This is a genomic window from Devosia naphthalenivorans, from assembly GCF_003056355.1.
Classification (GTDB): Bacteria; Pseudomonadota; Alphaproteobacteria; order Rhizobiales; family Devosiaceae; genus Devosia; species Devosia naphthalenivorans.
Map to the genome: position 1 here is coordinate 87,050 of NZ_PYVW01000013.1, position 20,324 is coordinate 107,373.

At 61.9% G+C, this 20,324-nt stretch carries 27 protein-coding genes; 11 read left to right on the forward strand and 16 right to left on the reverse strand.

Features of this window, described 5'->3' with window-relative positions:
• Positions 1-85 precede the first annotated feature (85 nt).
• Complete coding sequence (locus tag C8264_RS22760; RefSeq protein WP_281261457.1) at positions 86-208, forward strand: hypothetical protein; 123 nt, start codon at positions 86-88, stop codon at positions 206-208.
• A gap of 47 nt (positions 209-255) precedes the next feature.
• Complete coding sequence (locus C8264_RS15600; protein ID WP_108461899.1) at positions 256-1,149, forward strand: 6TM ABC transporter family protein; 894 nt, start codon at positions 256-258, stop codon at positions 1,147-1,149.
• Positions 1,150-1,320: 171 nt separating this feature from the next.
• Here the strand turns inward: C8264_RS15600 and truB are convergent, their stop codons facing one another.
• The 4 genes from truB to C8264_RS15620 form a co-directional block, all read right to left on the reverse strand.
• Positions 1,321-2,229 carry a tRNA pseudouridine(55) synthase TruB gene (gene truB / locus C8264_RS15605; protein ID WP_108461900.1) on the reverse strand — a complete coding sequence of 303 codons (909 nt, stop codon included), beginning with the start codon at positions 2,227-2,229 and terminating at the stop codon, positions 1,321-1,323.
• Positions 2,226-2,633, reverse strand: coding sequence for a 30S ribosome-binding factor RbfA (gene rbfA, locus C8264_RS15610; RefSeq protein WP_108461901.1), 408 nt, complete (start codon positions 2,631-2,633; stop codon positions 2,226-2,228). The genes truB and rbfA overlap by 4 nt, the downstream gene beginning before the upstream one ends.
• 31 nt (positions 2,634-2,664) lie before the next feature.
• Complete coding sequence (locus tag C8264_RS15615; RefSeq protein WP_162783687.1) at positions 2,665-3,330, reverse strand: hypothetical protein; 666 nt, start codon at positions 3,328-3,330, stop codon at positions 2,665-2,667.
• A 125-nt stretch (positions 3,331-3,455) separates the two neighbouring features.
• A complete protein-coding gene (locus C8264_RS15620; protein ID WP_425430685.1) occupies positions 3,456-4,481 on the reverse strand; it encodes a 2-hydroxyacid dehydrogenase in 1,026 nt (341 codons plus the stop codon).
• A gap of 140 nt (positions 4,482-4,621) precedes the next feature.
• On the opposite strand from C8264_RS15620, the gene C8264_RS15625 reads away from it, so the two are divergent.
• A complete protein-coding gene (locus C8264_RS15625; protein WP_162783688.1) occupies positions 4,622-5,161 on the forward strand; it encodes an SH3 domain-containing protein in 540 nt (179 codons plus the stop codon).
• Between the two features lie 438 nt (positions 5,162-5,599).
• On the opposite strand, the gene C8264_RS15630 is transcribed toward C8264_RS15625, so the two are convergent.
• A complete protein-coding gene (locus tag C8264_RS15630; RefSeq protein ID WP_108461904.1) occupies positions 5,600-6,385 on the reverse strand; it encodes a siderophore ferric iron reductase in 786 nt (261 codons plus the stop codon).
• Between the two features lie 52 nt (positions 6,386-6,437).
• Positions 6,438-7,193, reverse strand: coding sequence for a copper homeostasis protein CutC (locus tag C8264_RS15635; RefSeq protein ID WP_108461905.1), 756 nt, complete (start codon positions 7,191-7,193; stop codon positions 6,438-6,440).
• A gap of 122 nt (positions 7,194-7,315) precedes the next feature.
• Between C8264_RS15635 and C8264_RS15640 the strand changes: the two genes are divergently transcribed.
• The 4 genes from C8264_RS15640 (at position 7,316) to C8264_RS15655 (ending at position 9,782) form a co-directional block, all read left to right on the forward strand.
• Positions 7,316-7,690 carry a GntR family transcriptional regulator gene (locus C8264_RS15640; protein WP_108461906.1) on the forward strand — a complete coding sequence of 125 codons (375 nt, stop codon included), beginning with the start codon at positions 7,316-7,318 and terminating at the stop codon, positions 7,688-7,690.
• Positions 7,683-8,591 carry an ABC transporter ATP-binding protein gene (locus C8264_RS15645; RefSeq protein WP_108461907.1) on the forward strand — a complete coding sequence of 303 codons (909 nt, stop codon included), beginning with the start codon at positions 7,683-7,685 and terminating at the stop codon, positions 8,589-8,591. Before C8264_RS15640 ends, C8264_RS15645 begins: the two co-directional genes overlap by 8 nt.
• Positions 8,588-9,475 carry a hypothetical protein gene (locus C8264_RS15650; protein WP_108461908.1) on the forward strand — a complete coding sequence of 296 codons (888 nt, stop codon included), beginning with the start codon at positions 8,588-8,590 and terminating at the stop codon, positions 9,473-9,475. Before C8264_RS15645 ends, C8264_RS15650 begins: the two co-directional genes overlap by 4 nt.
• 82 nt (positions 9,476-9,557) lie before the next feature.
• On the forward strand, positions 9,558-9,782 hold the full coding sequence (locus tag C8264_RS15655) for a hypothetical protein (RefSeq protein ID WP_108461909.1): 225 nt from the start codon (positions 9,558-9,560) through the stop codon (positions 9,780-9,782).
• Between the two features lie 166 nt (positions 9,783-9,948).
• Here the strand turns inward: C8264_RS15655 and rsgA are convergent, their stop codons facing one another.
• On the reverse strand, positions 9,949-10,926 hold the full coding sequence (gene rsgA / locus C8264_RS15660) for a ribosome small subunit-dependent GTPase A (RefSeq protein ID WP_108461910.1): 978 nt from the start codon (positions 10,924-10,926) through the stop codon (positions 9,949-9,951).
• Positions 10,927-10,985: 59 nt separating this feature from the next.
• Positions 10,986-11,135, reverse strand: a complete 150-nt coding sequence (locus C8264_RS22395) for a hypothetical protein (protein WP_205245697.1) — start codon at positions 11,133-11,135, stop codon at positions 10,986-10,988.
• Between the two features lie 150 nt (positions 11,136-11,285).
• Here C8264_RS22395 and C8264_RS15665 point away from each other — a divergent pair, with 150 nt between their 5' ends.
• Positions 11,286-11,753: a hypothetical protein gene (locus C8264_RS15665; protein WP_108461911.1), complete on the forward strand. Its 468-nt coding sequence runs from the start codon at positions 11,286-11,288 to the stop codon at positions 11,751-11,753.
• Between the two features lie 49 nt (positions 11,754-11,802).
• On the opposite strand, the gene C8264_RS15670 is transcribed toward C8264_RS15665, so the two are convergent.
• The 5 genes from C8264_RS15670 to C8264_RS15690 are packed head-to-tail and all read right to left on the reverse strand — an operon-like array spanning position 11,803 to position 15,875.
• Positions 11,803-12,561 (reverse strand): amino acid ABC transporter ATP-binding protein, encoded by a 759-nt coding sequence (locus C8264_RS15670; protein ID WP_108461912.1) that lies wholly within the window; start codon positions 12,559-12,561, stop codon positions 11,803-11,805.
• Positions 12,562-12,593: 32 nt separating this feature from the next.
• On the reverse strand, positions 12,594-13,394 hold the full coding sequence (locus tag C8264_RS15675) for a transporter substrate-binding domain-containing protein (RefSeq protein WP_108461913.1): 801 nt from the start codon (positions 13,392-13,394) through the stop codon (positions 12,594-12,596).
• A gap of 34 nt (positions 13,395-13,428) precedes the next feature.
• Positions 13,429-14,085 (reverse strand): amino acid ABC transporter permease, encoded by a 657-nt coding sequence (locus C8264_RS15680; protein ID WP_108461914.1) that lies wholly within the window; start codon positions 14,083-14,085, stop codon positions 13,429-13,431.
• A gap of 9 nt (positions 14,086-14,094) precedes the next feature.
• Positions 14,095-14,766 carry an amino acid ABC transporter permease gene (locus tag C8264_RS15685; protein WP_108461915.1) on the reverse strand — a complete coding sequence of 224 codons (672 nt, stop codon included), beginning with the start codon at positions 14,764-14,766 and terminating at the stop codon, positions 14,095-14,097.
• Positions 14,767-14,810: 44 nt separating this feature from the next.
• Positions 14,811-15,875, reverse strand: a complete 1,065-nt coding sequence (locus tag C8264_RS15690; protein WP_108461916.1) for a LacI family DNA-binding transcriptional regulator — start codon at positions 15,873-15,875, stop codon at positions 14,811-14,813.
• Positions 15,876-16,172: 297 nt separating this feature from the next.
• Here C8264_RS15690 and C8264_RS15695 point away from each other — a divergent pair, with 297 nt between their 5' ends.
• The gene (locus C8264_RS15695) at positions 16,173-17,282 is read left to right on the forward strand and encodes a hypothetical protein (RefSeq protein WP_108461917.1); all 1,110 of its coding nucleotides are present in this window, start codon (positions 16,173-16,175) and stop codon (positions 17,280-17,282) included.
• 95 nt (positions 17,283-17,377) lie between these two features.
• Here the strand turns inward: C8264_RS15695 and C8264_RS22400 are convergent, their stop codons facing one another.
• From C8264_RS22400 to C8264_RS15705, 3 genes are read right to left on the reverse strand one after another with little or no spacing between them, the layout of a single operon-like run.
• Positions 17,378-17,719, reverse strand: coding sequence for a hypothetical protein (locus C8264_RS22400; RefSeq protein WP_205245698.1), 342 nt, complete (start codon positions 17,717-17,719; stop codon positions 17,378-17,380).
• Positions 17,665-18,531, reverse strand: coding sequence for an epoxide hydrolase family protein (locus C8264_RS15700; protein WP_205245699.1), 867 nt, complete (start codon positions 18,529-18,531; stop codon positions 17,665-17,667). Before C8264_RS15700 ends, C8264_RS22400 begins: the two co-directional genes overlap by 55 nt.
• Before the next feature lie 47 nt (positions 18,532-18,578).
• Positions 18,579-19,244, reverse strand: a complete 666-nt coding sequence (locus C8264_RS15705; protein WP_108461918.1) for a helix-turn-helix domain-containing protein — start codon at positions 19,242-19,244, stop codon at positions 18,579-18,581.
• A 166-nt stretch (positions 19,245-19,410) separates the two neighbouring features.
• Between C8264_RS15705 and C8264_RS15710 the strand changes: the two genes are divergently transcribed.
• Both C8264_RS15710 and C8264_RS15715 read left to right on the forward strand, forming a co-directional pair.
• Complete coding sequence (locus tag C8264_RS15710; protein WP_108461919.1) at positions 19,411-19,785, forward strand: ArsR/SmtB family transcription factor; 375 nt, start codon at positions 19,411-19,413, stop codon at positions 19,783-19,785.
• Positions 19,782-20,261 (forward strand): SRPBCC family protein, encoded by a 480-nt coding sequence (locus tag C8264_RS15715; protein ID WP_108461920.1) that lies wholly within the window; start codon positions 19,782-19,784, stop codon positions 20,259-20,261. The genes C8264_RS15710 and C8264_RS15715 overlap by 4 nt, the downstream gene beginning before the upstream one ends.
• Positions 20,262-20,324: the final 63 nt, after the last annotated feature.

The following is a 20,324-nucleotide window of genomic DNA, read 5'->3' on the forward strand; positions in this document are numbered from 1 at the left end:
AGGGCAGCACGGTGGGTGGGACCAGACCAAGCGGACCTTGCCACATTCTGCCCATCTTTTGCGCAGGCCCGCGGAACGATTCAGATTGCTTGCTGTTGATATGCCACATGCGTCAACTCAGAAGGCAATCGAAATGAATTCAATCATCTATATCGTCGGCCTCATCGTCATCGTCATGGCCATCCTGTCGTTCATCGGCCTCGCATAACAGCGCGCCCGTTCTCGAATATTTTCCGACAACAGGAGCTGCTTTCCATGACCATTGATGCGCCCGCGGGCGTTGCAATTGCCAAGACTTCCCTTCACGACCGCGACCAATCCTCCTATGTGGACTGGCCCGCGATCATCGCCGGCATCGTGTTGGCCTCCGCCATCAGCCTGGTGCTGATCAGCTTCGGTTCGGCCGTCGGCCTCAACTTCCTCGATTTCGGCTATGGCGATGGACCCAATCCGATCTTTGTCGGCATTGCGGCTGCCACCTGGTTCCTCTGGGTCCAGGTTTCCAGTTTCATGGCTGGTGGCTATCTGACCGGGCGCCTGCGCCGCCGCTATTTCGACGCCAATGAAGACGAAAGCGATCTGCGCGACGGGGCTCACGGGCTGCTCGTCTGGGCGGGTGCTGCGATTCTGGGTACGCTGATTGCCGTCAATGGCATCGGTGCAGCGGCCAACACGGTGGGTTCGGCAGCCTCGACCATCACCAATGCCGCTTCCAATGTTTCCGAAGGGGCCGCGGATTCGCTGGATCCTAATGCTTATTTCGTTGACACCATGTTCCGCTCCAACCAGCCCACGGACGCCGCTGCAGCTCGTGACGAAGCCGGCCGCATCTTTGCCCAGGCGGCGCTTGGCGATGGTACGGTGCCCGAAGCCGACCGCGCCTATCTGGCCAATGTGGTCGCAGCCAATGCCGGCGTGCCACCTGAAGAGGCGCAGGCCCGTGTCGACCAGGCGATTGCCGGCATCGAAGCTGCTCGCCAGCAGGCGGCGGATGCGGCTCGGATTGCCCGGAATACGGCGATTATCGGGGCTTTCCTGCTCGCCGCGTCGCTGCTGGTGTCGGCCATCGGAGCGTTCTGGGCGGCCCAGAAGGGCGGCAATCATCGCGACGATAACACCGTACATCCCGGCGTTTTCCGCCGCTTCTAGAGGGCAAGAAAGGATACATCCATGCTTCGTGGTATCGGACTTTGGCTTCTGGGCGTGCCGATCTGGCTGATCATCATCATCGTGCTCTTCCTGAATTAGGAAGCGAGAAAGCGGGGTTCATGCCCCGCTTTTTCTTTTATTCTGCTTCGTTTTTGCTGCGAGCTTGCCCAGCTAAAGATTGAAAACGCGTCGGGGTTGGAACTGCCCGAACGCGACCGAGCCGGTTGCCAGCACCTCGCCCTTGTAACTGGCCCAGCATTCATCGACCGAAGCAGGCGCACCGGCCCCGGTCAGCAGCACCGCATTGCCGTGCCGCACGGCGCTGGCCTGGTGCGGATCGAGCCGAATTTCGGGCAGGTCGGTGAAGCCGGACCAAACCGGCTTGAGCAACGCATCGCGTTCGGCGCAGTCCAGCGCCTCCAACTGTTCGATGGTCACCGCATCTTCATCATGGAACGGCCCGACCGCTGCCCGGTGCAGCAGTGATACATGGCCCCGCGTGCCCAGTGCCTCGGCGATGTCCCGCGCTAGGGAGCGCACATAGGTGCCCTTGCCGCAGGTGACTTCGAGTGTCGACTGTTCGGCGCCGTGATCGATCAGCCTTATGGCGTCCACGTCGATTTCACGCGGCTGCAGTTCCACCGCTTCGCCGGCCCGTGCCAGATCATAGGCGCGTTCGCCATCGATCTTGAGGGCGGAAAAGATCGGCGGCCGCTGCAAAATGGTGCCGGTGAACTGCGGCAGGATGGCTTCGAGAGCCGCACGTTCCGGCCGGACCTCGGAGGTGAAGATCACTTCGCCCTCGGCATCGTCGGTGGTCGTCGCCTCGCCCCATTTTATCGCGAAGCGGTAGATCTTGGTGCCGTCCTGCACCTGGGGCACGGCCTTGGTCGCTTCTCCAAGGGCAATCGGCAGGATGCCGGTCGCCAGTGGGTCGAGCGTTCCGGCGTGCCCAGCCTTGGCAGCGCTGAACAGCCAGCGGATTTTGCCGACGGCCTGGGTGGAAGTCATGTTGAAAGGCTTGTCGAGCACGACCCAGCCGGAAATCGGGCGCTTGACCCGCTTGGGCTGGGCGCTCAATGCTCGTCGCCACCGTCTTCGTCGAGGTCGCGCTGCACTTTTTCGGAGCGCAACAGCGAATCGATGCGGCTGGCTTCCTCGAAGGTATCGTCGACATGGAAGCGCATTTCGGGCGCATATTTCATGTTGATCTGGGGCGCGACGCGGCCGCGGATGAATTTGCGGTGCCGGTTCAGCGCCGCAACGATTTCCTCGGCATGCTCGCCGCCCAGCGGCATGATATAGGCGTTGGCGATCTTGAGATCGGGGCTCATGCGCACTTCGGGAACGGTGATGACCGCGCCGTGCAGGGCGTCGTCTTCCACGTCGCCGCGCTGGAATATGGCGGCGAGCGCGTGGCGCACCAGTTCGCCCACGCGCAGGCTCCGCTGCGAAGGGCCGGATGGCTTGTTGTCTTTGCTCATTGCCCGGAATTAGGCTCTCCGGGCGTTCCCGTCAATCCGCGCGTGTTAAGCGCGGCTCGGCCCGAAGCTGCTGGGCCGTGGCCTCAACGACGCTGGTTTCCACCGGCCAGGAGGATGGATCGGCTGGATCGAACGATTTGCCGCGCCATTGCTGGAAGATCAGCGCCACCGCATCGCCGTCCTTGCGGAAGCTCATGACCATGACTTCGCCTAGCCCTTCATAGGTGCGCAGGCGCGGATCGAAGGCGCCGCAGACATAGCCCAGCGGCGCCAGATCGCCGCCCTCGTCGGCGCCAAGCTGAAAGAAACCGGCGCGCTGGGGATCGCAATTGCGGGCAAAACCGCTGATGACCGCATCGCGATAGCTGGTGAGATCGAAACTGGAATCGGTGCTGAGGCGGACGCCATAGAGCGAGGTCCACAGCGCCTCGCCTTCGCCCTGAGGATAGATCTCGAGCAGCGCTTCGCCTTCTGCCGCGCGGAATGTTGCGTCCACCATGGCCATGATGTCGTCCGACTGGCTCCCTGGCGTATCGAGCCAGTGGGGCGCGGGCAGCCAAAGCTCATAGCCTTGAGTCTCGAGCAGAAGACCGCCCTGTTCGTCGCTCAGCGGTGGTTCGCTGCGCAATTGGGCAAGGGCCGGGCTGGCTAGCCCCATGAGGGCCGCCGCCATCGATACAATTCTGAGCACGCCCATGGCCGGCATTTCCATCTCGCAATCGGCTGCAATCTGCGGAACGATTAGGTGGCAAGGAGGGGTCTAGCAAGCGTTGCACCCCATGGCGTCACCGATGAACTCGCCGGTGCGTATTTGTGGCAACACTAAGGGCGCGGTGCCAATGGCGTCTTGTGCGATCCCTCCGGCAGCACGCGGTGCGGTGGCTGATGGCCATCCATGAAGGCGCGAATATTGACGATCACCGTCTCTCCCATTTCCACCCGCGCCTCCAGCGTTGCCGAGGCCATATGGGCCGTCAGCACCACCCGGTTGGCTTCGGCGAGCGCAAGCAGGCGCGGATCGATGCCGCTCCGGTGCTCGAAAACATCAAGCGCCGCGCCGCTGAGATGCCCATCTTCGATGGCGTCGAGCAATCCGGGTTCGTCCAGCAGTTCCGGCCGGCTGACATTGACCACGAAGCTGCCGCGCTTCATGCGCCGCATGCGGTCCGCCGACAGCAGATGATAAGTCTCGCGGGTCAGCGGGGTGTGGAGCGACGCGATGTCGACAGCTTCGAGCATGGCGTCGAAATCGGGCCAATAGGTCGCTTCGAGCGGCTCTTCGATGGCCGGGGGCCGGCGATTGCGGGAAAAATAATGGATATTGAGCCCGAAAGCCCGGGCGCGTTGCGCCACCGCCGTGCCGATGCGGCCCATGCCGACAATGCCCAGCGCCTTGCCGCGCAGGCGATGGCCCAGCATGGAGGTCGGTGACCAGCCGGCCCATTGCCGGTCCCGCACCAGCATCTGGGTGCCTTCGACCAGGCGCCGCGGCAATGCCAGCATCAGCACCATGGCCATGTCGGCGGTGTCTTCGGTCAGAACGCTTGGGGTATTGGTGACGGTCAAACCGGCCGCCCTGGCTGCTTCCACGTCGATATTGTCGACGCCATTGCCGAACTGGGCGATCAGCCGCACCGATTTGGGCAGGCGCGCGATAAGGGCGGCATCGATCTTGTCGGTGATGGAGCTGACCAGCACGTCCTTGCCTTCGAGCCCGGCGACGATGTCGTCGGCCGTCAGGGTCACGTCGGCGTCGTTGACGTCGGTTTCGAACAGGGTGCCCATGCGTGCCTCGATGGTATCGGGCAGGCGCCTTGTGACGAGGATCTTGGCTTTTTGGCTGCGCATCAGTTCCCGGGGCAGCGTCGCGCGGGTGTGGAAAACCAAGCCCTTCAGCGACCATTAAGGATCATGGCGTAGTGATAGGGCAATTCCTTTTCTTCTGCAAAGTCATGTTTGACGAGACCATGCGATATGGCTCCAGCCCATTGATCCAAGCTTTCATCCGCCGAATCTTCTGGCTTCCGCTGGCCATGCTGCTGCTGGCAATCCCCAGCCTTGCGCAGGAAAATCCAAGCGGCCTTCCCCTGCCGCGCTTTGCCACGACCCGGTCCGAACCCATCAATGTGCGCGTGGGACCCGGCACCAAATACGATGTGTCCTGGACCTATCTCAAATCCGGCATTCCAGTGGAAATCGTCCAGGAGTTCGATACCTGGCGCAAGATTCGGGACGTCGATGGCGCCGAAGGCTGGGTGCACCAGAACCTCCTCTCAGGCGCGCGTGCCGGCTACGCCACCCCGATCATGGCCAATGGCGAGATCGCCCTGCGCTCCAACCGCTCGGACGAAAGCGGCGTGCGGGCACGGCTGGGAGCGGGCTTCAAGGTGGTGATCAAGGAATGCGACGGCACCTGGTGCGACGTCACCGCCATCCACCAGGACCAGAACGGCCGCGGCACCAGCTATTCGGGCTATCTGCACCAGGAAGAACTCTGGGGCGTATATCCGAAAGAGGTTTTTGAGTGAGTTGGGTGTGAGGCCAAACTCGATCGTCACCCTTGGGCTTGACCCAAGGGTTCCGCACTTATGTCTTATGATGGATGAGTGAAGTGCCCTCGGGTCGAGCCCGAGGGTGACGAGCGGTGGATGCTGATGGTGTTTGCTTAAGCCCCGAGAGCTGCACCCCTCACCCTAGCCTCCCCACAGGGGGAGTGTTCACTTTGGCCGTATGCATCAGATTTATCCCCGCCTACCGTGTTTCCCTCGGGCTTGACCCGAGGGCCACGTCCCTCAAGCACAACCGCTCCGGCGAGGGCTCCCGGAGTGGCCCTCGGGTCAAGCCCGAGGGCAGCACGGCGTTTTTGATTATATCGCGCCGCTGGCAAGCGCTCGGCGTGAACGCTCCCCTGAGGAGTTAAGGGTGAGGGTGCAATGCCTCAGCTTCCCCAGCCCACGGCAACAATCCTATCCCATCTCCGCCAAGGCATTGGCCGTCTGCCGCGCCACCCGCACCGCATTGTCCTGCTTCGGACAGGTCGCGCAGAGGCGGTCCGGATCGATCAGATAATCGAGGCAACATCCCTTGCGCTTGACGATCAAGAGCTGCCGCCCCTTAGCCTCCACCCGCTCCAGCGTTCCCTGCCCCGTCAGCCCAAGCGCCTGCATCCACGCTCCGGCGAACGTCTCGATCTGCTCGGGGCTCAAGTCGCGGCGCCTGTGCCCCAGCCAGACCATGAGACCCAGCATGCGATCGGCCAGAAGCCGCCTCGCCGGAAGGGGGCGGAGCTTCTCGAGTGCGTTGACCTCGTCCAGCATGATCTCGCTGACAGCCCTCAACTGGCCTGCCGCGTGTTCGATCATCGCCTCAATTGAACCGCTCCACATCGGGCGCACAGCCAGACGGAAACCGTCTATGTATAGACCTCGCCGCTGCTGGCTCAGCCCGCCCAAATCCGGCACGGCCCCGTGCAGATGCACGCCGGTCACCGCCAGATAGGCCGGCTGCCACAGCAGATTGGTCCACAGCCGGACGGCCCAGAACGCCGGGCCAGCCGCAGGGTAGCTGGCGGCAAGCGTATCGCGCAGCGCCCCAAGCACTGCGCTATTGTCCGCCCCCGGCTGGTACCAGCCCTCACGCGCTCCGCCGGGCTCGCCCTTCATGAATCCGGTAGCCTGGGCTGCCGTGGCGATCAGCCTCGTGGTGGCGCTGCTGGCGTCGTCGGCGCCGAAAAGAAAATTTCGTTTGGTCAAGGAAAGGGTCCGGAACAGGTGCCCGCACCCTAACCTGCAAGCGGTGGCGCTGTCATGCAGCCTTGGCGGCGGCGATGGTGCGGCGCACTGCCTCGGTGTCGGTCAGGGTGATTTCATATTCCCGCTCCAGAGCAGTGCCGCCCATGCCAACGTGGGGATTGCGGAAGCCCATGCCGCTCTTGACCGTCTTGAGCGCGGCAAAGTGCATTTCATTGACGCCAGTTGCGGTGCGGATTGCCGCGATATTGCTTTCATCGAGGCCACCGCAGGCCATCACCACGATGCGGCCATCGGCCAGCATGGCTGTGTCCTTGAGAATATCGATGCCTTCCTGCGCGGTATCGCGCTGCCCGCTGGTCAGCACGCGATCGACACCGGCGCGGATCAGGGTTTCCAGCGCCTCGCGATAATCGTCCGTCATGTCAAAGGCGCGGTGGCAGGTCACCTTCATGGGCCGCGCCGCATCCACCAGCGCCTTGGTGCGCGCTTCGTCGATCTTGCCGTCGGCCGTCAGGCAACCGATCACCACGCCGGGAACGTTCAGCTCGCGCAGTGCCTTGATGTCTTCCAGCATGGAAGCAAATTCGAGCTCGGAATAAAGGAAATCCCCGCCGCGTGGGCGGATGATGACGTGGAACGGAATGGTCGCGACACGCAGCGCCTCACGCACGACGCCAAGGCTGGGCGTCAACCCGCCTTCGAGCAGGCTGGCGCACAATTCCACCCGATCGGCACCACCCGCCTGGGCCGCCACAAGGCCATCAATGCCTTCAACGCAGATCTCGATCTTGAATGGGTGGCGCGGCATGAGTGGTCTCCAATTGGTATTAGCGCAAGGAGAGCAATTGAGCTGGCAATGTCAATCGGCAATCGCGCTTGACACGGCGTATTAGTGTGCTACATCTATAGCACACTACACAGGCATTACACATGGATGACTTTCACACCAGCCAGCCGATCTTCGTACAGATCCGGCAGCGGCTGGCCGAAATGATCCTGCGCGGCCAAGTGGCGGAAGGCGAGGCCCTGCCCTCGGTGCGCCAGATTGCCGGGGAACTTTCGGTCAATCCGCTGACGGTCACCAAGGCCTTCGAAGCCCTGGTCGATATCGGCGTGGTGGAAAAACGCAGGGGATTGGGGATGTTCGTCAAAGCCGGCGCGCGGGCAGAACTGCTGGCGCATGAACGCGACAAGTTTCTGCAACAGGACTGGCCGCGCATCGCGACCCAGATCAAGGCCCTCGATCTCGACCTTTCCGATTTGCTCGCCGCCACCAAGCCGCGCCAGGAGCCGAACCATGACTGAGCTTTCTCCCCTTTCGCCTGATGTCGCGCCCATCGTTTCTGCCCGCGGCCTGCGCAAGAAGTTCGGCCGCAAGGAAATCCTGCATGGGCTGGATTTCGACATACCGCCCGGCCGCATCTATGGGCTGATCGGGCACAATGGCGCCGGCAAGACCACCACACTCAATGCCATGCTGGGGCTGACCTCCTGCGAAGGCACCATTCGCGTTTTGGGCGAAGACCCCTTCGCCAAGCGCGCCAAGCTGATGGAAAACGTCGCCTTCATCTCCGACGTGGCCAGCCTGCCGCGGTTTTTGCGGGTGCGTGAGCTGTTTGCGCTGCTTAGCAATATCCACCCCAATTTCAGCCAGGAGAAGGCCCGCGAGTTCCTGCAGGGCACCGATATCAAGCCCGAAATGAAGATCAAGCACCTGTCCAAGGGCATGGTGGCGCAGTTGCACCTGGCCGTGGTGATGGCGATCGACGCCAAGCTATTGGTGCTGGACGAGCCGACGCTGGGGCTCGACATTACCTATCGCAAGCGCTTCTACCGGCGGCTGCTGGAAGACTACATGACCGAGGAGCGCACGCTGCTCATCACCACCCATCAGGTGGATGAGATCGAGTTCATGCTGAGCGACATCATGTTCATCCGCGATGGCGATTTGATCCTCCATATGCAGATGGAGACGGTGAACGACAAATTCGTGCAGCTGGTGGTCAACGAGCCCGAACACCAGACGGCCGCATGGGCGCACAATCCCGTTTACGAGGAAACCCGTTTCGGGCAGACCGTGATGATCTTCGATGGGGTGGATCGCGCTGTGCTTGAGCCGCTCGGCAAGCTTTCGACGCCGACCCTGTCGGACCTGTTCGTGGCCCTGATGCAGCGGCCCACCGCCAATCCGGAGGCTGCGCGATGAGGGCATTTGCTGCCATGGTCCATCGCGAGTTCATTGAACATCGCGGCGCGTTTCTCGTTGGGCCATTGATCCTGGTCGCGGTATTGTTCGGTGCCACGATCCTGGCCTTCACCGTCGGGCGCGTCGATGCGCGGTTTTCGGGCGCCATGTTCACCGTTGCGCCCCTGCGGGTCTATGAGGTGGGATTCCTGGCGTTTGGTACGGGCTGGTCGCTTTACCTGATCTCGACGCTGTTCTTTTACTCGGCCGATGGGTTTGCCGCCGACAAGCGCAACAATGCCATGCTGTTCTGGAAGTCCATGCCAGTATCGGACTTCAAGGTGCTGCTCTCCAAACTCGCCGCCGCGATGACCATCCTGCCCGGGGTGGTCTATGGCGTGGCGCTGCTCAGCGGCGTGCTACTGTTCGGCGTGGCCTTTGCCACGACGATGATCAATGGCACCGGCAGCGTCGGGTTTCTGGGCCAGATCGCCGTCATCTATGGGCAGGTGGCGCTGGCGATCCTTGCCGTCGTGGTCTGCGGCCTGCTCTGGTACATGCCGTTTATCGCGCTGGTGGGCGCCATCGCCACCGTCGTGGGCCGGTGGGCTATTCCCATCGCCGCGCTGCTGCCGGCCATCGCCTCGACGCTCGAATGGGTGACGCTGGGGGGCTTTCATCCCTTCGCCACGCACACCTGGCGGTTCCTCGAAAACCGTCTCGCGCTCCCCGACACGCCCTATGCCGAAGCCTGGCTCACCTCGGCCGAGCCGTTCAACGGCTGGACCTTTGCCCTCGACCTGATCGCCGGCATCGACTGGGTGCAGGTCGGCATCGGGGCGGTTTTTGCCGTCGTCGTGATCTGGGTTGCCAGCGAGTATCGCCGCCGCGTCAACGACAACTAGCGGCCATGCGCCTCGGGGGGCGGAGTGGAACCGTGCCCGCCCCCCGCTGTTGTGTGTGCAACCCTCAATCACAGGCGCGCACATGCAACCACACCCAGATCTCAGCCCCATTCCCGATCTCGACGAGGACCTCATCACCGGCCTCGACAATTTCATTGCCGATCACGTGCATCCCGAAGCCGGCACGCTGAGCCGGAACGACGCCATCAACCGCATCCTGCGTGATTGGCTGACCGGCCAAGGCTATGTCGCGCCCGACGCCGAGACGCTCGATGTGAACAGCCCATGGGATGGCCCGACCCGCTAAAATAGTGCGGCGCACCCGCCCTCAGGTATTGGCCACCGTGGCGTCCCGTGGTTCGGCGTGACATCAGCCAGATGGGCACGGTCTCGCCATACATGGCCGTGGGAAGCAGCCACGCCGCGCCAGGCAGCGCCGATTCCCCCTTGTCGTCCCCGCTCCGGATCAGGCGCTACTTGCCGCGGCTTTCGGTTTGCAACTTTCTCCAGCGCGCCAGACGCTTTGGATCGAGCTTGCCAGCAGCCACTGCAGCGAGGACCGCGCATCCTGGTTCATGATCATGACTGCAATCGCGGAACTTGCATGCTGGGGCGAGTTCCGTGATCTCGGCAAAGAGGGTGTCCAGCCCCTGGCCCACGTCCCGAAGGTGCAGGCTTCGGACGCCGGGCGTATCGATGACCCACCCACCGGCGGCCATGGCATGAAGGGATCGCGAGGTGGTGGTATGGCGACCTTTGGAATCGCCCTGGCGTACGCTGCCGGTTTGTTGGGGCTGACGCCGCCCGAGGCCCACCAGTGTGTTCACAAGAGTGGATTTGCCGACGCCCGATGAGCCAACGAGCGCCACTGTTGATCCCAGGCCGCACCAGGCATGAAGCTTGGTTGCCGCTTCTTCGGAGCGAGCATCGAGCGTGACAACGGCTAATCCACGCTGAAGCGCCGAGGCTTGCTGTTCCAATGCCGTTGCGTCTTCAGCGACATCGGCTTTGGTCAACACGATCACTGGTTCGGTTCCAGCCTCATTGGCGAAAGCAAGATACCGCTCCAACCGCGCGAGGTTGAAGTCCGCGTTGCAGGATGCGACGATCAGGAGCGTGTCGACATTGGCAGCCACAAGCTGGGTTGGCTTTTTGCCTTCGGCACTGCGCTGCAACAGCGTTCTCCGGTCCAGTCGGCGGCGCATCAAGTGCGTGGACGGCTCGGCAAGCACCCAGTCACCGACGGCGTAATCGCCGGTGTCGGTATGTACAGGCAGTTCGACATCGATCTGGCCGGTCTCTGACAGGGCGGTCAGCCGCCTGCGATGAACCGCATCGATCCGTAATGGCAAGAGCTCGGATTCTTCTGCGGCAAGCTGATGCTGGAAAAAAGGTGCCCAGCCAAGTCGCCGCAGAAACCCAGATCCGTCTTGTGCCGGTTGGGCAGTCATGAACCCATCCGACAACAGGAGAGCACGGGAACGGCGTGCGCTTTGACCTGGCAGGGCATTTAATCTTGCTCTGGGGTCTTGTCGGGCACGGGAGCCTCGCTTTCCTCAACAGCCGGCTTGAGCTTGGCTTGTGCCCGTTCAGCATTCTTCAGCTTCTTGAGCCGCTCGCGTTCTTGGCGCTCAAAATTGTAGTTGGGGGTACGGGCCATGGTTCCTCATTTCATCTTGAACCGATGTTCCTGATCCTTTGCGCGTACAAACGCAAGGATCACCTGGATTGAATTCGCGTTCCACACCTGGTCTTTCTTGAGCTCGAATGCCGTCTCTCGTGCTACTGCTCGCTGATTAGCGGAGTAATCATGGCAGCCGACCCTTCTACAATGAACGATCCAAAGCGGATCAAGATACTGATGCAGAATGCCCTGGCCCGAGGTGAGGAAGGCCTGGCAAGACTATGCATGCGCCGCATCTTTGAACTGGGTGGAGCAGGCCACACCGACCCGCTGACACAGCGCCTGTGGCAGGTGGTGACAGCCCATGAAGAAACACTCAGGATCAAGCATGGGCGGGCTCAGCGGGCCACAAAGACACGCAAACAGATTGAGACCAAGGGCGCCCTTGCCACTTTGGCAGCGCTGGCGATGGACAAGGCAGTGACGCCAGGCTTTGTCGCAGTGATCGAGACCGGCATGGCGGAGTTCACCGGCGAGTACGTGATCCTCGAGTACGCAAACCGGTTTGACGACGCAGTTGTGCAGGCTGCCCGCACACGGCTGGAAGGATTCGGGATAGCGTTGCCGAAAACATGGCGGTCTCGGCTGACGTAGGGGGATTAGAAGGCGGTGCCGCAGCTCGGCTACTTGCGGGCTGCCTTCATCAATGGGCGATCTGGCCCAGAAACGTCTTGGTCCGCTCGTTTTGGGGGTTGGAGAAGAAACTCTCGGGCTCGCCGATCTCCACGATCTCGCCCTTGTCCATAAAGATCACCCGATCGGCGACCTTGCGGGCAAAGCCCATCTCATGAGTGACGACAAGCATGGTCATGCCTTCACGGGCAAGATCGATCATGGTGTCGAGCACTTCGTTGACCATCTCCGGATCGAGCGCCGATGTCGGCTCGTCGAACAGCATGATCTTGGGGTTCATGCATAGCGCCCGGGCAATCGCCACCCGCTGCTGCTGGCCGCCCGAAAGCTGGGCGGGATATTTTTCGGCCTGTTCCGGGATGCGCACGCGTTCAAGATAGCGCCGTGCCGTTTGTTCGGCCTCCGCCTTGCTGACGCCGCGCACCTTGATCGGAGCGAGCATGCAATTTTCCAGCACGGTCATGTGCGGGAAGAGGTTGAACTGCTGGAACACCATGCCGACCTCGCGGCGAATTTTGTCCACGTTGTCGCCACCGGCTGTCAGCTCGATGCCGTCGACGGTGATGGTTCCGGAGCGAATGGTTTCCAACTGGTTGATGCAGCGGATAAGGGTGGATTTCCCCGACCCCGATGGGCCGCACACGACGATCTTCTCGCCGCGCGCGACCGTAAGGTTGATCGAAGTGAGGGCATGATAGCTGTCATACCATTTATCGACATCGCGCATGACGACCGCGGCATCGGTATTTTCGGGTACAGCGTTGGACATGGCGTTTCGGCCCTCAGATCGGTTTAGTTAGACTATTCGGTTGCCGCCACGAATTCGGGCAGCGGTCCGCCAACCCATTCTTCGTGTAGTGCATTGAGCTTGCCATCGGCTTTGACCCGGCCGAGGAACTCGTTGATGTAGCCAAGCAGTTCATCGCTTCCTGGACGCACGGCAATGCCCTGGCTCTGCTGGCGCAGCGAGAACTTGGTATCGAAGCGATCTGGCGCCATGGTGTTGATCTGGGCGATCACCACGTTGGACGCACCCATCAGCGGGGTCTGGCCCGAAAGCAGCGCCTGCACAGCCGAAGCATCATCGTCAAAGCGCTGGATATTGGCGTCGGAGGGGGCGATTTCGGTGATCGCCGTATCCTGAGTCGAAGCCCGCGCCACCGCGATGTTCTGCCCCGACAGGCCCTCGGGCCCGGTTACTTCGAGATTGGTGTCACCGAAAACAAAGATCTCGATGCCTGCATAAGGCTCGGAGAAATCCACCTGCTCGTCACGCTCGGGGGTGATGCCAAGGGATGCAACGAGAATATCAACCTGGTTGGACAGCAGGTAGGGAATGCGGTTCGGGCCGGTCACCGGCACGAGGTTGAGCTCGACCCCCAGATCCTCCGCCAGAAGCCGTGCCACGTCGGCATCATAGCCGTCGGGATTTCCGCTCTGGTCAAGAATGCCGAAGGGCGGGAAATCAACCAGAAGGCCCACATTGACGGTGCCGCGCTGCTGAATTTCCTCAACGCTCTGTGCAGCGGCGGGCCCTGCCACCATCCCGGCGGCTAGCGCTGCAGCGCCAGCCAGTGCGATCAGCTTTTTGTTCAGTTTCATTTTTACACTCTCTCCCTGGTTAAAATTCTTGCCGTCAACGCGTGGTTGCCACGGCAAACCGGCCTTCCAGATGCCGGGCCCACATGGAAAGTGGCCAGCACAGGATGAAGTAGACAGCCGCCACCAGCGAAAACACGGTGAGCGGCTGGAAGGTCGCGTTGTTGATGATCTGCCCCGCCCGGGTCAGTTCCACAAAGCCGATGATCGAGGTGAGCGATGTCGCCTTGATCAGTTGCACGAGGAAACCCACCGTCGGGGCCACCGAAATCTTGGCGGCCTGGGGCAACACCACGTAGCGCATGCGGTCGCGATATTTGAGCCCCAGCGCATAGCTCGCTTCGCTCTGGCCCGAGGGCACCGCTTCTATGCAGCCACGCCAGATTTCGCCGAGATAGGCGCTGGCGTGGAGCGTCAGCGCTGCCGCCGCCGCAACCCAGAGGTTGATTCCCACCCCCATGATCGACAGGCCGAAATAAACCAGGAACAGCTGCATCAGCAGCGGCGTGCCCTGGAACACACGGATAAAGGCGAGCGCCGCGTAGCGCAGCGGCTTTGTCGTTGAAACGCGCGCCAATGCTATTGCCATGCCCCCGACGGCCCCGCCGGCAAAGGCGATGGCTGAAAGAAGCAGCGTCCACTGCACGGCGCTGACGATATACAGCACTTCATTGGGGCCAAAGCTGCGGAACATCGGCTGGTCCTATCGCGCCAGCGGATAGCTGAACGCTTTCCGCCCGATTGCTGAAAATAGGCCGGAAAAGCCGAGTGACAGAACGAAATAAATCACGGTGATCACCAGATAAACCTCGAATGCCGCAAACGTTGCCGACTGGATGTTGTTGCCAGCCGCTGCCAGATCGGTAGCCGAGATCGCCGAAACCACGGAAGAATTCAGCATCAGGTAGATGAATTGGCTGGTGAGCGCGGGATAGATGGTGCGCAAGGCCGGCTTGATGACGACGTAGCGGAAGATCTGATGGCCCTTGAGGCCAAGCGCCTTGCCCGCTTCGATCTGCCCCCGATTGATGGACTCGATCCCCGCCCGCACGATCTCGGTCGCATAGGCGCCCACATTGACCGACAGCGCCACCAAGGCGGCCGTATTCGGATCAAACCGGACGCCGAGTGCCGGAAGCGAGAAATAGATAAAGAAGATCTGGATCAGGAAGGGCGTGTTGCGGATCACCTCGATATAGAGGTTCACCAGCCAGCGCAGCGGCTTTGGTCCAGCTGTCTTGGCGGCGGCACAGGGAACGGCAATCAACAGGCCGATCAGGATAGCCCCGAAGCTGAGCTGAATGGTGATGAGCGCCCCATAGAGCAACTGGTCGAAATTGTTGAACACGGGCGCGAAATTGAAGTTGTAGCCCATGTTTCCGCATCCTCCACAATTCTTTGCCCATCAATTAGATCGATCTAAATGCGAGCGAGCTCCCGAGTCAACCCTTCGGCGACCAATGGAGCAGGGCCCATCGATCCTCGTTCAACAAGATGGCTGGGAACGGTTATCCGTTCCGGCGGCGCTTCCGAATTGTCGATCCGACGCAACAATTGCCGTGCGGCGAGCGCTCCGATCTCCGATGGCTCAGTGGCAACCGATGCCAATCCGGGCCGCACCAGATCGGCTTCTGCGACATTGTCATAGCCGATCAACGACACGTCGCGACCCGGCAACAGCCCGGCATCGCAAAAGCCCTTGTGCATGCCCAGGGCGACCACGTCGTTGTGGCAGATCCAGGCAGTAGGAGCCGAAGGGTCGGCAGCGACCCGCTGGGCCAGCATGATCGCCTCGGCATGAGTAAGGTCGATGATTTTTTCCGTGGTTCGAACGTGGTTATGCCTGAGGACGGCCGAGCGGAAGGCACCAAGTCTTTCATCGCGTGCGGAATGATCGAGACTGCCGGACACAAAGCCAAGATGGGTATGTCCCAGTTCCACCAGCCGGCTCACCGCGCTGTCCATTCCCCCGCTTTGATCCATGCCGGTATAGTCGACATTCCCCCTGGCGACTGTGCGCAGAACTTCGCCGACGGGCATGCCCCAATCCTTCAGCTGCGCCATGAAGCCCGGCTCCGTGCCTGCCGCGGGGCAGATGATCAGCCCGTCCACCCCATGTTCGCGCATGCGATTAACGAACCCGTCCTGCTTGGCCGGCGATTCCCCGGAATGTGCGATAAACGTCGCCAGTCCAGCCGCGTCGATCACCTCATCGATGCCTGCCAGCAGTTCGCCGAAAAAGGTGTTGGAAAGGTTGGGGATGATCAACCCGATTGTTCTGCTGCGCGCCGCCCGCATCCTTGCCGCGCCAACATTGTAGACATAGCCGATGTCGGCCATGGCAGCCTGAACGGCGGCGCGGGTATCCTCGCTCACCAGCGGGCTCTTGCGCACCACGAGCGAAGCCGTCGCCCGTGATACCCCGGCCTTTTTGGCGACATCCATCAGTGTTGGCCGCGCCCGCCGCACCGCTTTCTCGCTCATTGTCCTCACTCAGCCAGTCGCAATAGATCGATCCAAGGGGCAGCCAATGTCAACAGCGGCAGCGCATGGCCTTGTGTCATCACTCCTGCAACGATTGCACGACCCCGGCTAAAGAGCCGTCGGTCTGCTCACCGCCGCCGGGTAGCCACATCGCGGCGAAGTTCACCTCGTTGCCCGCCTGCTCGGCAAATTCTGCCGGTATGGAGCCTGCGCAGCATCGAGGGGTGTTGATTATCAAGCATTTTTTGTCGGCATGCCGCTTGCATCGCGATCTGTGACCAATCGCAGGAGCGTCCGATGGTTTCCGTCAGTACTGCCTATTCCACCAGCACCTACTACAAGGCGGCCAGTTCTGCGGGCGCGGCAACTGGCTCCCCTTCATCCAGGGCAACGTCCTCGGCTGCCGTGGCTACAGATCAGGGCGCCACCTCGGTTACGCTCTCCGACGCCGCGGTTGCCGCGCTTGCCAACAAAGATTTCGCGACCGTCCTTGCCGATACGCACAGCAAGCTGATGCTCCTGCTCAAGGACGCCGATCGCACCAGCCCCCTCCAGGACGGCAAGCTGGCGCTCGACCTGTCGAGCCTCGACCATCGTGAGCTTTTCGCCATGGCCAGCAACGATGGTTTCAATCCCGACGAGCAGGACGCCGCCGGGCTGGAAATGCAGCGCCGCTTCGAGGCCGCGCTTTCCGGCCCCGCCGCCCTGGCCAAGGTCACCGGCAACTATTCTGCGCTCTACAAGGCCGCTGCCGAATATCTGGACAGTCTCGGTTCCGAGGAGAAAGCCGGGGCCGACTGGATCGAGGGCCGCGCTGCGGTCACCGATGCGCAGAAACAATTGCTGACCGACCCGAAGACGCTGCCCGATGCCGGCGAACACGATCCCGTAGCGCTTTATCTGGCGGTGGTCGAAGCCGGCGAGCAGGTCCAGCCGCAGCCCATCGTCGATGTTGCCGCCACCGCCCGCAAGACCCTGGACGCGCTATATGCCGAGGCCAGCGCCACTGGCAAGGCGCCGACCTTCAACAAGGCCACCACTGTCGGCACCTATATCGACATGTCCAGATTCGAAAGCCGCGTCCTGTCCGCCATCGTGCTCGACACCAGCGGCATCTTCAAGACCGAGGAGATCAGTGCCGCCAACGCTGCCCTGCGCGGCAAAAGCGGCGCCGCGCTCCTGGCCGGTTTCCAGAGTGCTGCAAAGTCCAGCGATCCCACCGCTTTCAGCCAGAACATCATGTCCATCTTCGGCTCCATGAGTGTCGAAGAACGCCAGGCTGTCGGTTGGAGCGATCAATTCTACCAAGCCGCCGTGGACAGCTACACCAGCACCAGCAAGCTCACCCAGATGTTCGCCGAAGCAGGCGGCGACAGCACCGGCTTCATGGCCTTGATGGGACGGTAGTCCTTCGGGCCAGATCGCCTTGTTCTGCCAGTCGAGATGGGGCGCTGCGGGGAACGCCGCGCGGGCCACCACCCTTGGTTCCCAGTGCTTGGTTCCTAGTGCTTGAGGCTGGAAAAGAAGGCCGCGACTTCTGCTGCCCAAACCTGGGGCACTTCCATCGCCGCGAAGTGGCCGCCACTCTCCAGTTCGGTCCAGCGGACGATGGTGTTGCCGGCCTCGCCAAAGCGGCGGATGGCGACCTCGTCGCGGAAGAAGACGGCAACCCCGGTGGGAACGCCGGAATTCGGCTTGGGCGACCAGGCCTCCGGATCGTGGGCGTTCTCGTAGTAGAGGCGGATGGACGACGCCGCAGTACCGCTGAACCAGTAGACCAGGACGTTGGTCAGAAACTTGTCCTGGTCAATGGCGTTGGGGCTGTCGCCAAAGCCGGCAAACATGTCGCCCAGCCAGGCAATGAGGCCAGAAGGTGAGTCGGCGATGCCGTAGGCCACGGTCTGCGGCCGGCTCGATTGTAGCGCGTTGAAGCCGAGGCGTTCGGCCATAAACTGCTGCAGCGCTGCAGCCGGGTCTTTTCGGCGTCCGTGAAAGTTGCAATCTCGTCCGGATCAATCGGACCCATGGGAATGAAGCCCATGGTGGCCGCATTGACGTGGACACCGATGACCCGGTCGGGCGCGGCGCAGGCGATAGCTGGCGCGATCACGGCGCCGGCGTCACCGCCCTGCACGCCGAAGCGCTGGTAGCCGAGACGCGACATCAGCTCAAGCAATGCGCTGGCGATACGACCATCGTTCCAGCCGGCCTCGCGCGTTGGACCCGAGAAGCCGAAGCCTGGGAGGGAGGGGATGACGAGATTGAAGCCAGCGGCCGAGAGTGGCGCAATGACGTCGAGGAATTCGACGAAGGAGCCCGGCCAGCCGTGCAGCAGGAGGAGCGGCGTCGCATTTGGGTTGCTTGCCTTGACGTGCAGGAAATGAATGGTCTGGCCGTCTATATCGGTGATGAACTGCGGGTGCCGGTTGATTGCGGCTTCCTGGGCCCGCCAGTCAAAGCCGTTCTTGAGGCGCTCGATCATGCGGCCGACGAACTCACCAGCCGGGCCGTAGCTCCAGCCGGCGCCCGGAATCTCGTTGGGGAGGATGGTATTGGCCAGGCGCTGCTGCAGGTCGGTCAGCCTGGCTTGGGGAATGGTGATCTTGAACGAAGTGATGGCGGTCGTTTGCAGCGTCCTTGCTGGGTTTAAGTGCACCCTTTCTAGCCAGCAGGCGGACGGTGGGATTGAAGATTTCCGACAGTTTAGCCCGGTGTGACCTGCCCAGGCGTCTGGCCCATGATCGCCTTCAATGACCGGATCATGTGCGGCTGATCGGCATAGCCCAGCGCAAAGGCCACGTCGGCAGCGGGCCGGCCCTGCTGCAGCAGCGTCATCGCCTTCTGCGCCCGCTCGATCTGGGTGAAGGTCTTGTAGGTGACGCCGGTCGTCTTCAGAAAATGCCGCTGCAGGGTTCGCTCCGACATTGCCATCGGGTGACCCGAGACGATGGAAGCGACGAGGCGATTGTCCCCCACGATGCTGTTGCGCAGCAGCTTGGCGACGAAGCCATCGACATTATCGAATGAGGGGATCTCCAGCACGTCGGTCCCAAGCCAGAAGCGGTCCCCGCCGAGACCGGGCAGGACCACGCCCTGGTCACGCATCTCCTCGCCGGGCATCAAGGGCATGTAGCTGCTGGCTTTGAAGGCAATGGAAAGGATCTCGTCGCCGGCGGCGGCCTGATGCGTCACCGCCTTGGTGGTGAGCCCGGTCCGCAGCACCAAGGTACCGCAGGCGGACTTGAGGATGGCGAAGTCCCAGCAGCCGTCCGGCCGGAATTGTACGCTGCCGTCCTCAGTGAAAATGGTACGGGTCACCGACGCCACGACCGGGGACGACCAGCCTTCCAACTTCGTGACGTTCTGCATGCCGTCCCGCCGGGTTCGTTTGTGGGCAGTCTGGCAGATTTGGCGATTTGGGCAAGCTTGTCGCCGCTTCCGTGGTGCGGAGCATGGGCGGCTTTGCACCCCCGCTGGGGACGAGGGGAACAGCAACCGCGTTTACAAAATGTAACGACATTGTTACGGATTCTGCATGGACGCGGTAGCGCATGCATTAGCAGACCCCATTCGCCGTGATATCCTGAGGATGTTGCGCGATCAGCCCGTGAACGCAGGTCGCCTCGCTCAAGAATTCTCGGTGAGCCGGCCGGCGGTCAGTCGCCACCTGCGGGTATTGCGTGAAGCGGGGCTAGTCAGCGACGAATTGATCGGCCGCGAGCGCGTGTACCAGCTGATGCTGGGCCCCCTCGCTGAACTCGAGGCATTTCTCGCCGATTTGCGCGCACCGGGACCCTGGGAACACCGGCTCATGGCACTCGAAACTGAAGTTCATCGTGTGAAGCGCCGGCGACAGGCCGCCGAGGCAGCTCCTCACCGCAGCAGCGGCAGCAGCAAGGAAAGCAAATGAACCCCGAACCTACCGGCCACATTGTTGGCAACGAGCTGATCCTCACCCGCAAGTTCAATGCGCCCATTGATGACGTTTGGACCAGCATCACGAACTCCGAGAGTACCGCGAGGTGGTTTGGTCCGTGGGAGGGGGACGCACGCCCGGGCAATGTGGTGCGGATCCAACTGGTGCACGAAAAGGGTCAGCCCTGGACCAATGTTACCATAGAAGAATGTGAGGCGCCGCGCCGCCTCATCCTTGTCATGAAGGACGAAAGCGGCGTCTGGCGCATCGAGCTGACATTGACCCAGGGGGACGACACGACCACGCTGCGCTTCGCACAACACCTGTCTGATCTGAAGCTTGCAGGCGATGTGGGACCAGGCTGGGAATACTATCTCGACATGCTCGTCGCCTCACGGGAAGGCAAACCTTTGCCTTCATTCGAGGACTACTACCCTGCGCAGAGGGCATACTATCTTAGCGGCGCATAGTGAGCTGCTGCTAGAGTTGCGGCCGCTCGGCGGCATTTGATGCCGGCAAGAAAGAGACTGCAC

Bases quoted from the DNA above. Each gene is read 5' to 3' on its own strand.
- C8264_RS15600 (WP_108461899.1), top strand. From the start codon at position 256: ATGACCATTGATGCGCCCGCGGGCGTTGCAATTGCCAAGACTTCCCTT.
- rbfA (WP_108461901.1), bottom strand. From the start codon at position 2,633: ATGAGCAAAGACAACAAGCCATCCGGCCCTTCGCAGCGGAGCCTGCGC.
- C8264_RS15615 (WP_162783687.1), bottom strand. From the start codon at position 3,330: ATGGGCGTGCTCAGAATTGTATCGATGGCGGCGGCCCTCATGGGGCTA.
- C8264_RS15620 (WP_425430685.1), bottom strand. From the start codon at position 4,481: ATGCGCAGCCAAAAAGCCAAGATCCTCGTCACAAGGCGCCTGCCCGAT.
- C8264_RS15635 (WP_108461905.1), bottom strand. From the start codon at position 7,193: ATGCCGCGCCACCCATTCAAGATCGAGATCTGCGTTGAAGGCATTGAT.
- C8264_RS15640 (WP_108461906.1), top strand. From the start codon at position 7,316: ATGGATGACTTTCACACCAGCCAGCCGATCTTCGTACAGATCCGGCAG.
- C8264_RS15645 (WP_108461907.1), top strand. From the start codon at position 7,683: ATGACTGAGCTTTCTCCCCTTTCGCCTGATGTCGCGCCCATCGTTTCT.
- C8264_RS15650 (WP_108461908.1), top strand. From the start codon at position 8,588: ATGAGGGCATTTGCTGCCATGGTCCATCGCGAGTTCATTGAACATCGC.
- C8264_RS15655 (WP_108461909.1), top strand. From the start codon at position 9,558: ATGCAACCACACCCAGATCTCAGCCCCATTCCCGATCTCGACGAGGAC.
- rsgA (WP_108461910.1), bottom strand. From the start codon at position 10,926: ATGACTGCCCAACCGGCACAAGACGGATCTGGGTTTCTGCGGCGACTT.
- C8264_RS22395 (WP_205245697.1), bottom strand. From the start codon at position 11,135: ATGGCCCGTACCCCCAACTACAATTTTGAGCGCCAAGAACGCGAGCGG.
- C8264_RS15665 (WP_108461911.1), top strand. From the start codon at position 11,286: ATGGCAGCCGACCCTTCTACAATGAACGATCCAAAGCGGATCAAGATA.
- C8264_RS15670 (WP_108461912.1), bottom strand. From the start codon at position 12,561: ATGTCCAACGCTGTACCCGAAAATACCGATGCCGCGGTCGTCATGCGC.
- C8264_RS15675 (WP_108461913.1), bottom strand. From the start codon at position 13,394: ATGAAACTGAACAAAAAGCTGATCGCACTGGCTGGCGCTGCAGCGCTA.
- C8264_RS15680 (WP_108461914.1), bottom strand. From the start codon at position 14,085: ATGTTCCGCAGCTTTGGCCCCAATGAAGTGCTGTATATCGTCAGCGCC.
- C8264_RS15685 (WP_108461915.1), bottom strand. From the start codon at position 14,766: ATGGGCTACAACTTCAATTTCGCGCCCGTGTTCAACAATTTCGACCAG.
- C8264_RS15690 (WP_108461916.1), bottom strand. From the start codon at position 15,875: ATGAGCGAGAAAGCGGTGCGGCGGGCGCGGCCAACACTGATGGATGTC.
- C8264_RS15695 (WP_108461917.1), top strand. From the start codon at position 16,173: ATGGTTTCCGTCAGTACTGCCTATTCCACCAGCACCTACTACAAGGCG.
- C8264_RS22400 (WP_205245698.1), bottom strand. From the start codon at position 17,719: ATGTTTGCCGGCTTTGGCGACAGCCCCAACGCCATTGACCAGGACAAG.
- C8264_RS15705 (WP_108461918.1), bottom strand. From the start codon at position 19,244: ATGCAGAACGTCACGAAGTTGGAAGGCTGGTCGTCCCCGGTCGTGGCG.
- C8264_RS15710 (WP_108461919.1), top strand. From the start codon at position 19,411: ATGGACGCGGTAGCGCATGCATTAGCAGACCCCATTCGCCGTGATATC.
- C8264_RS15715 (WP_108461920.1), top strand. From the start codon at position 19,782: ATGAACCCCGAACCTACCGGCCACATTGTTGGCAACGAGCTGATCCTC.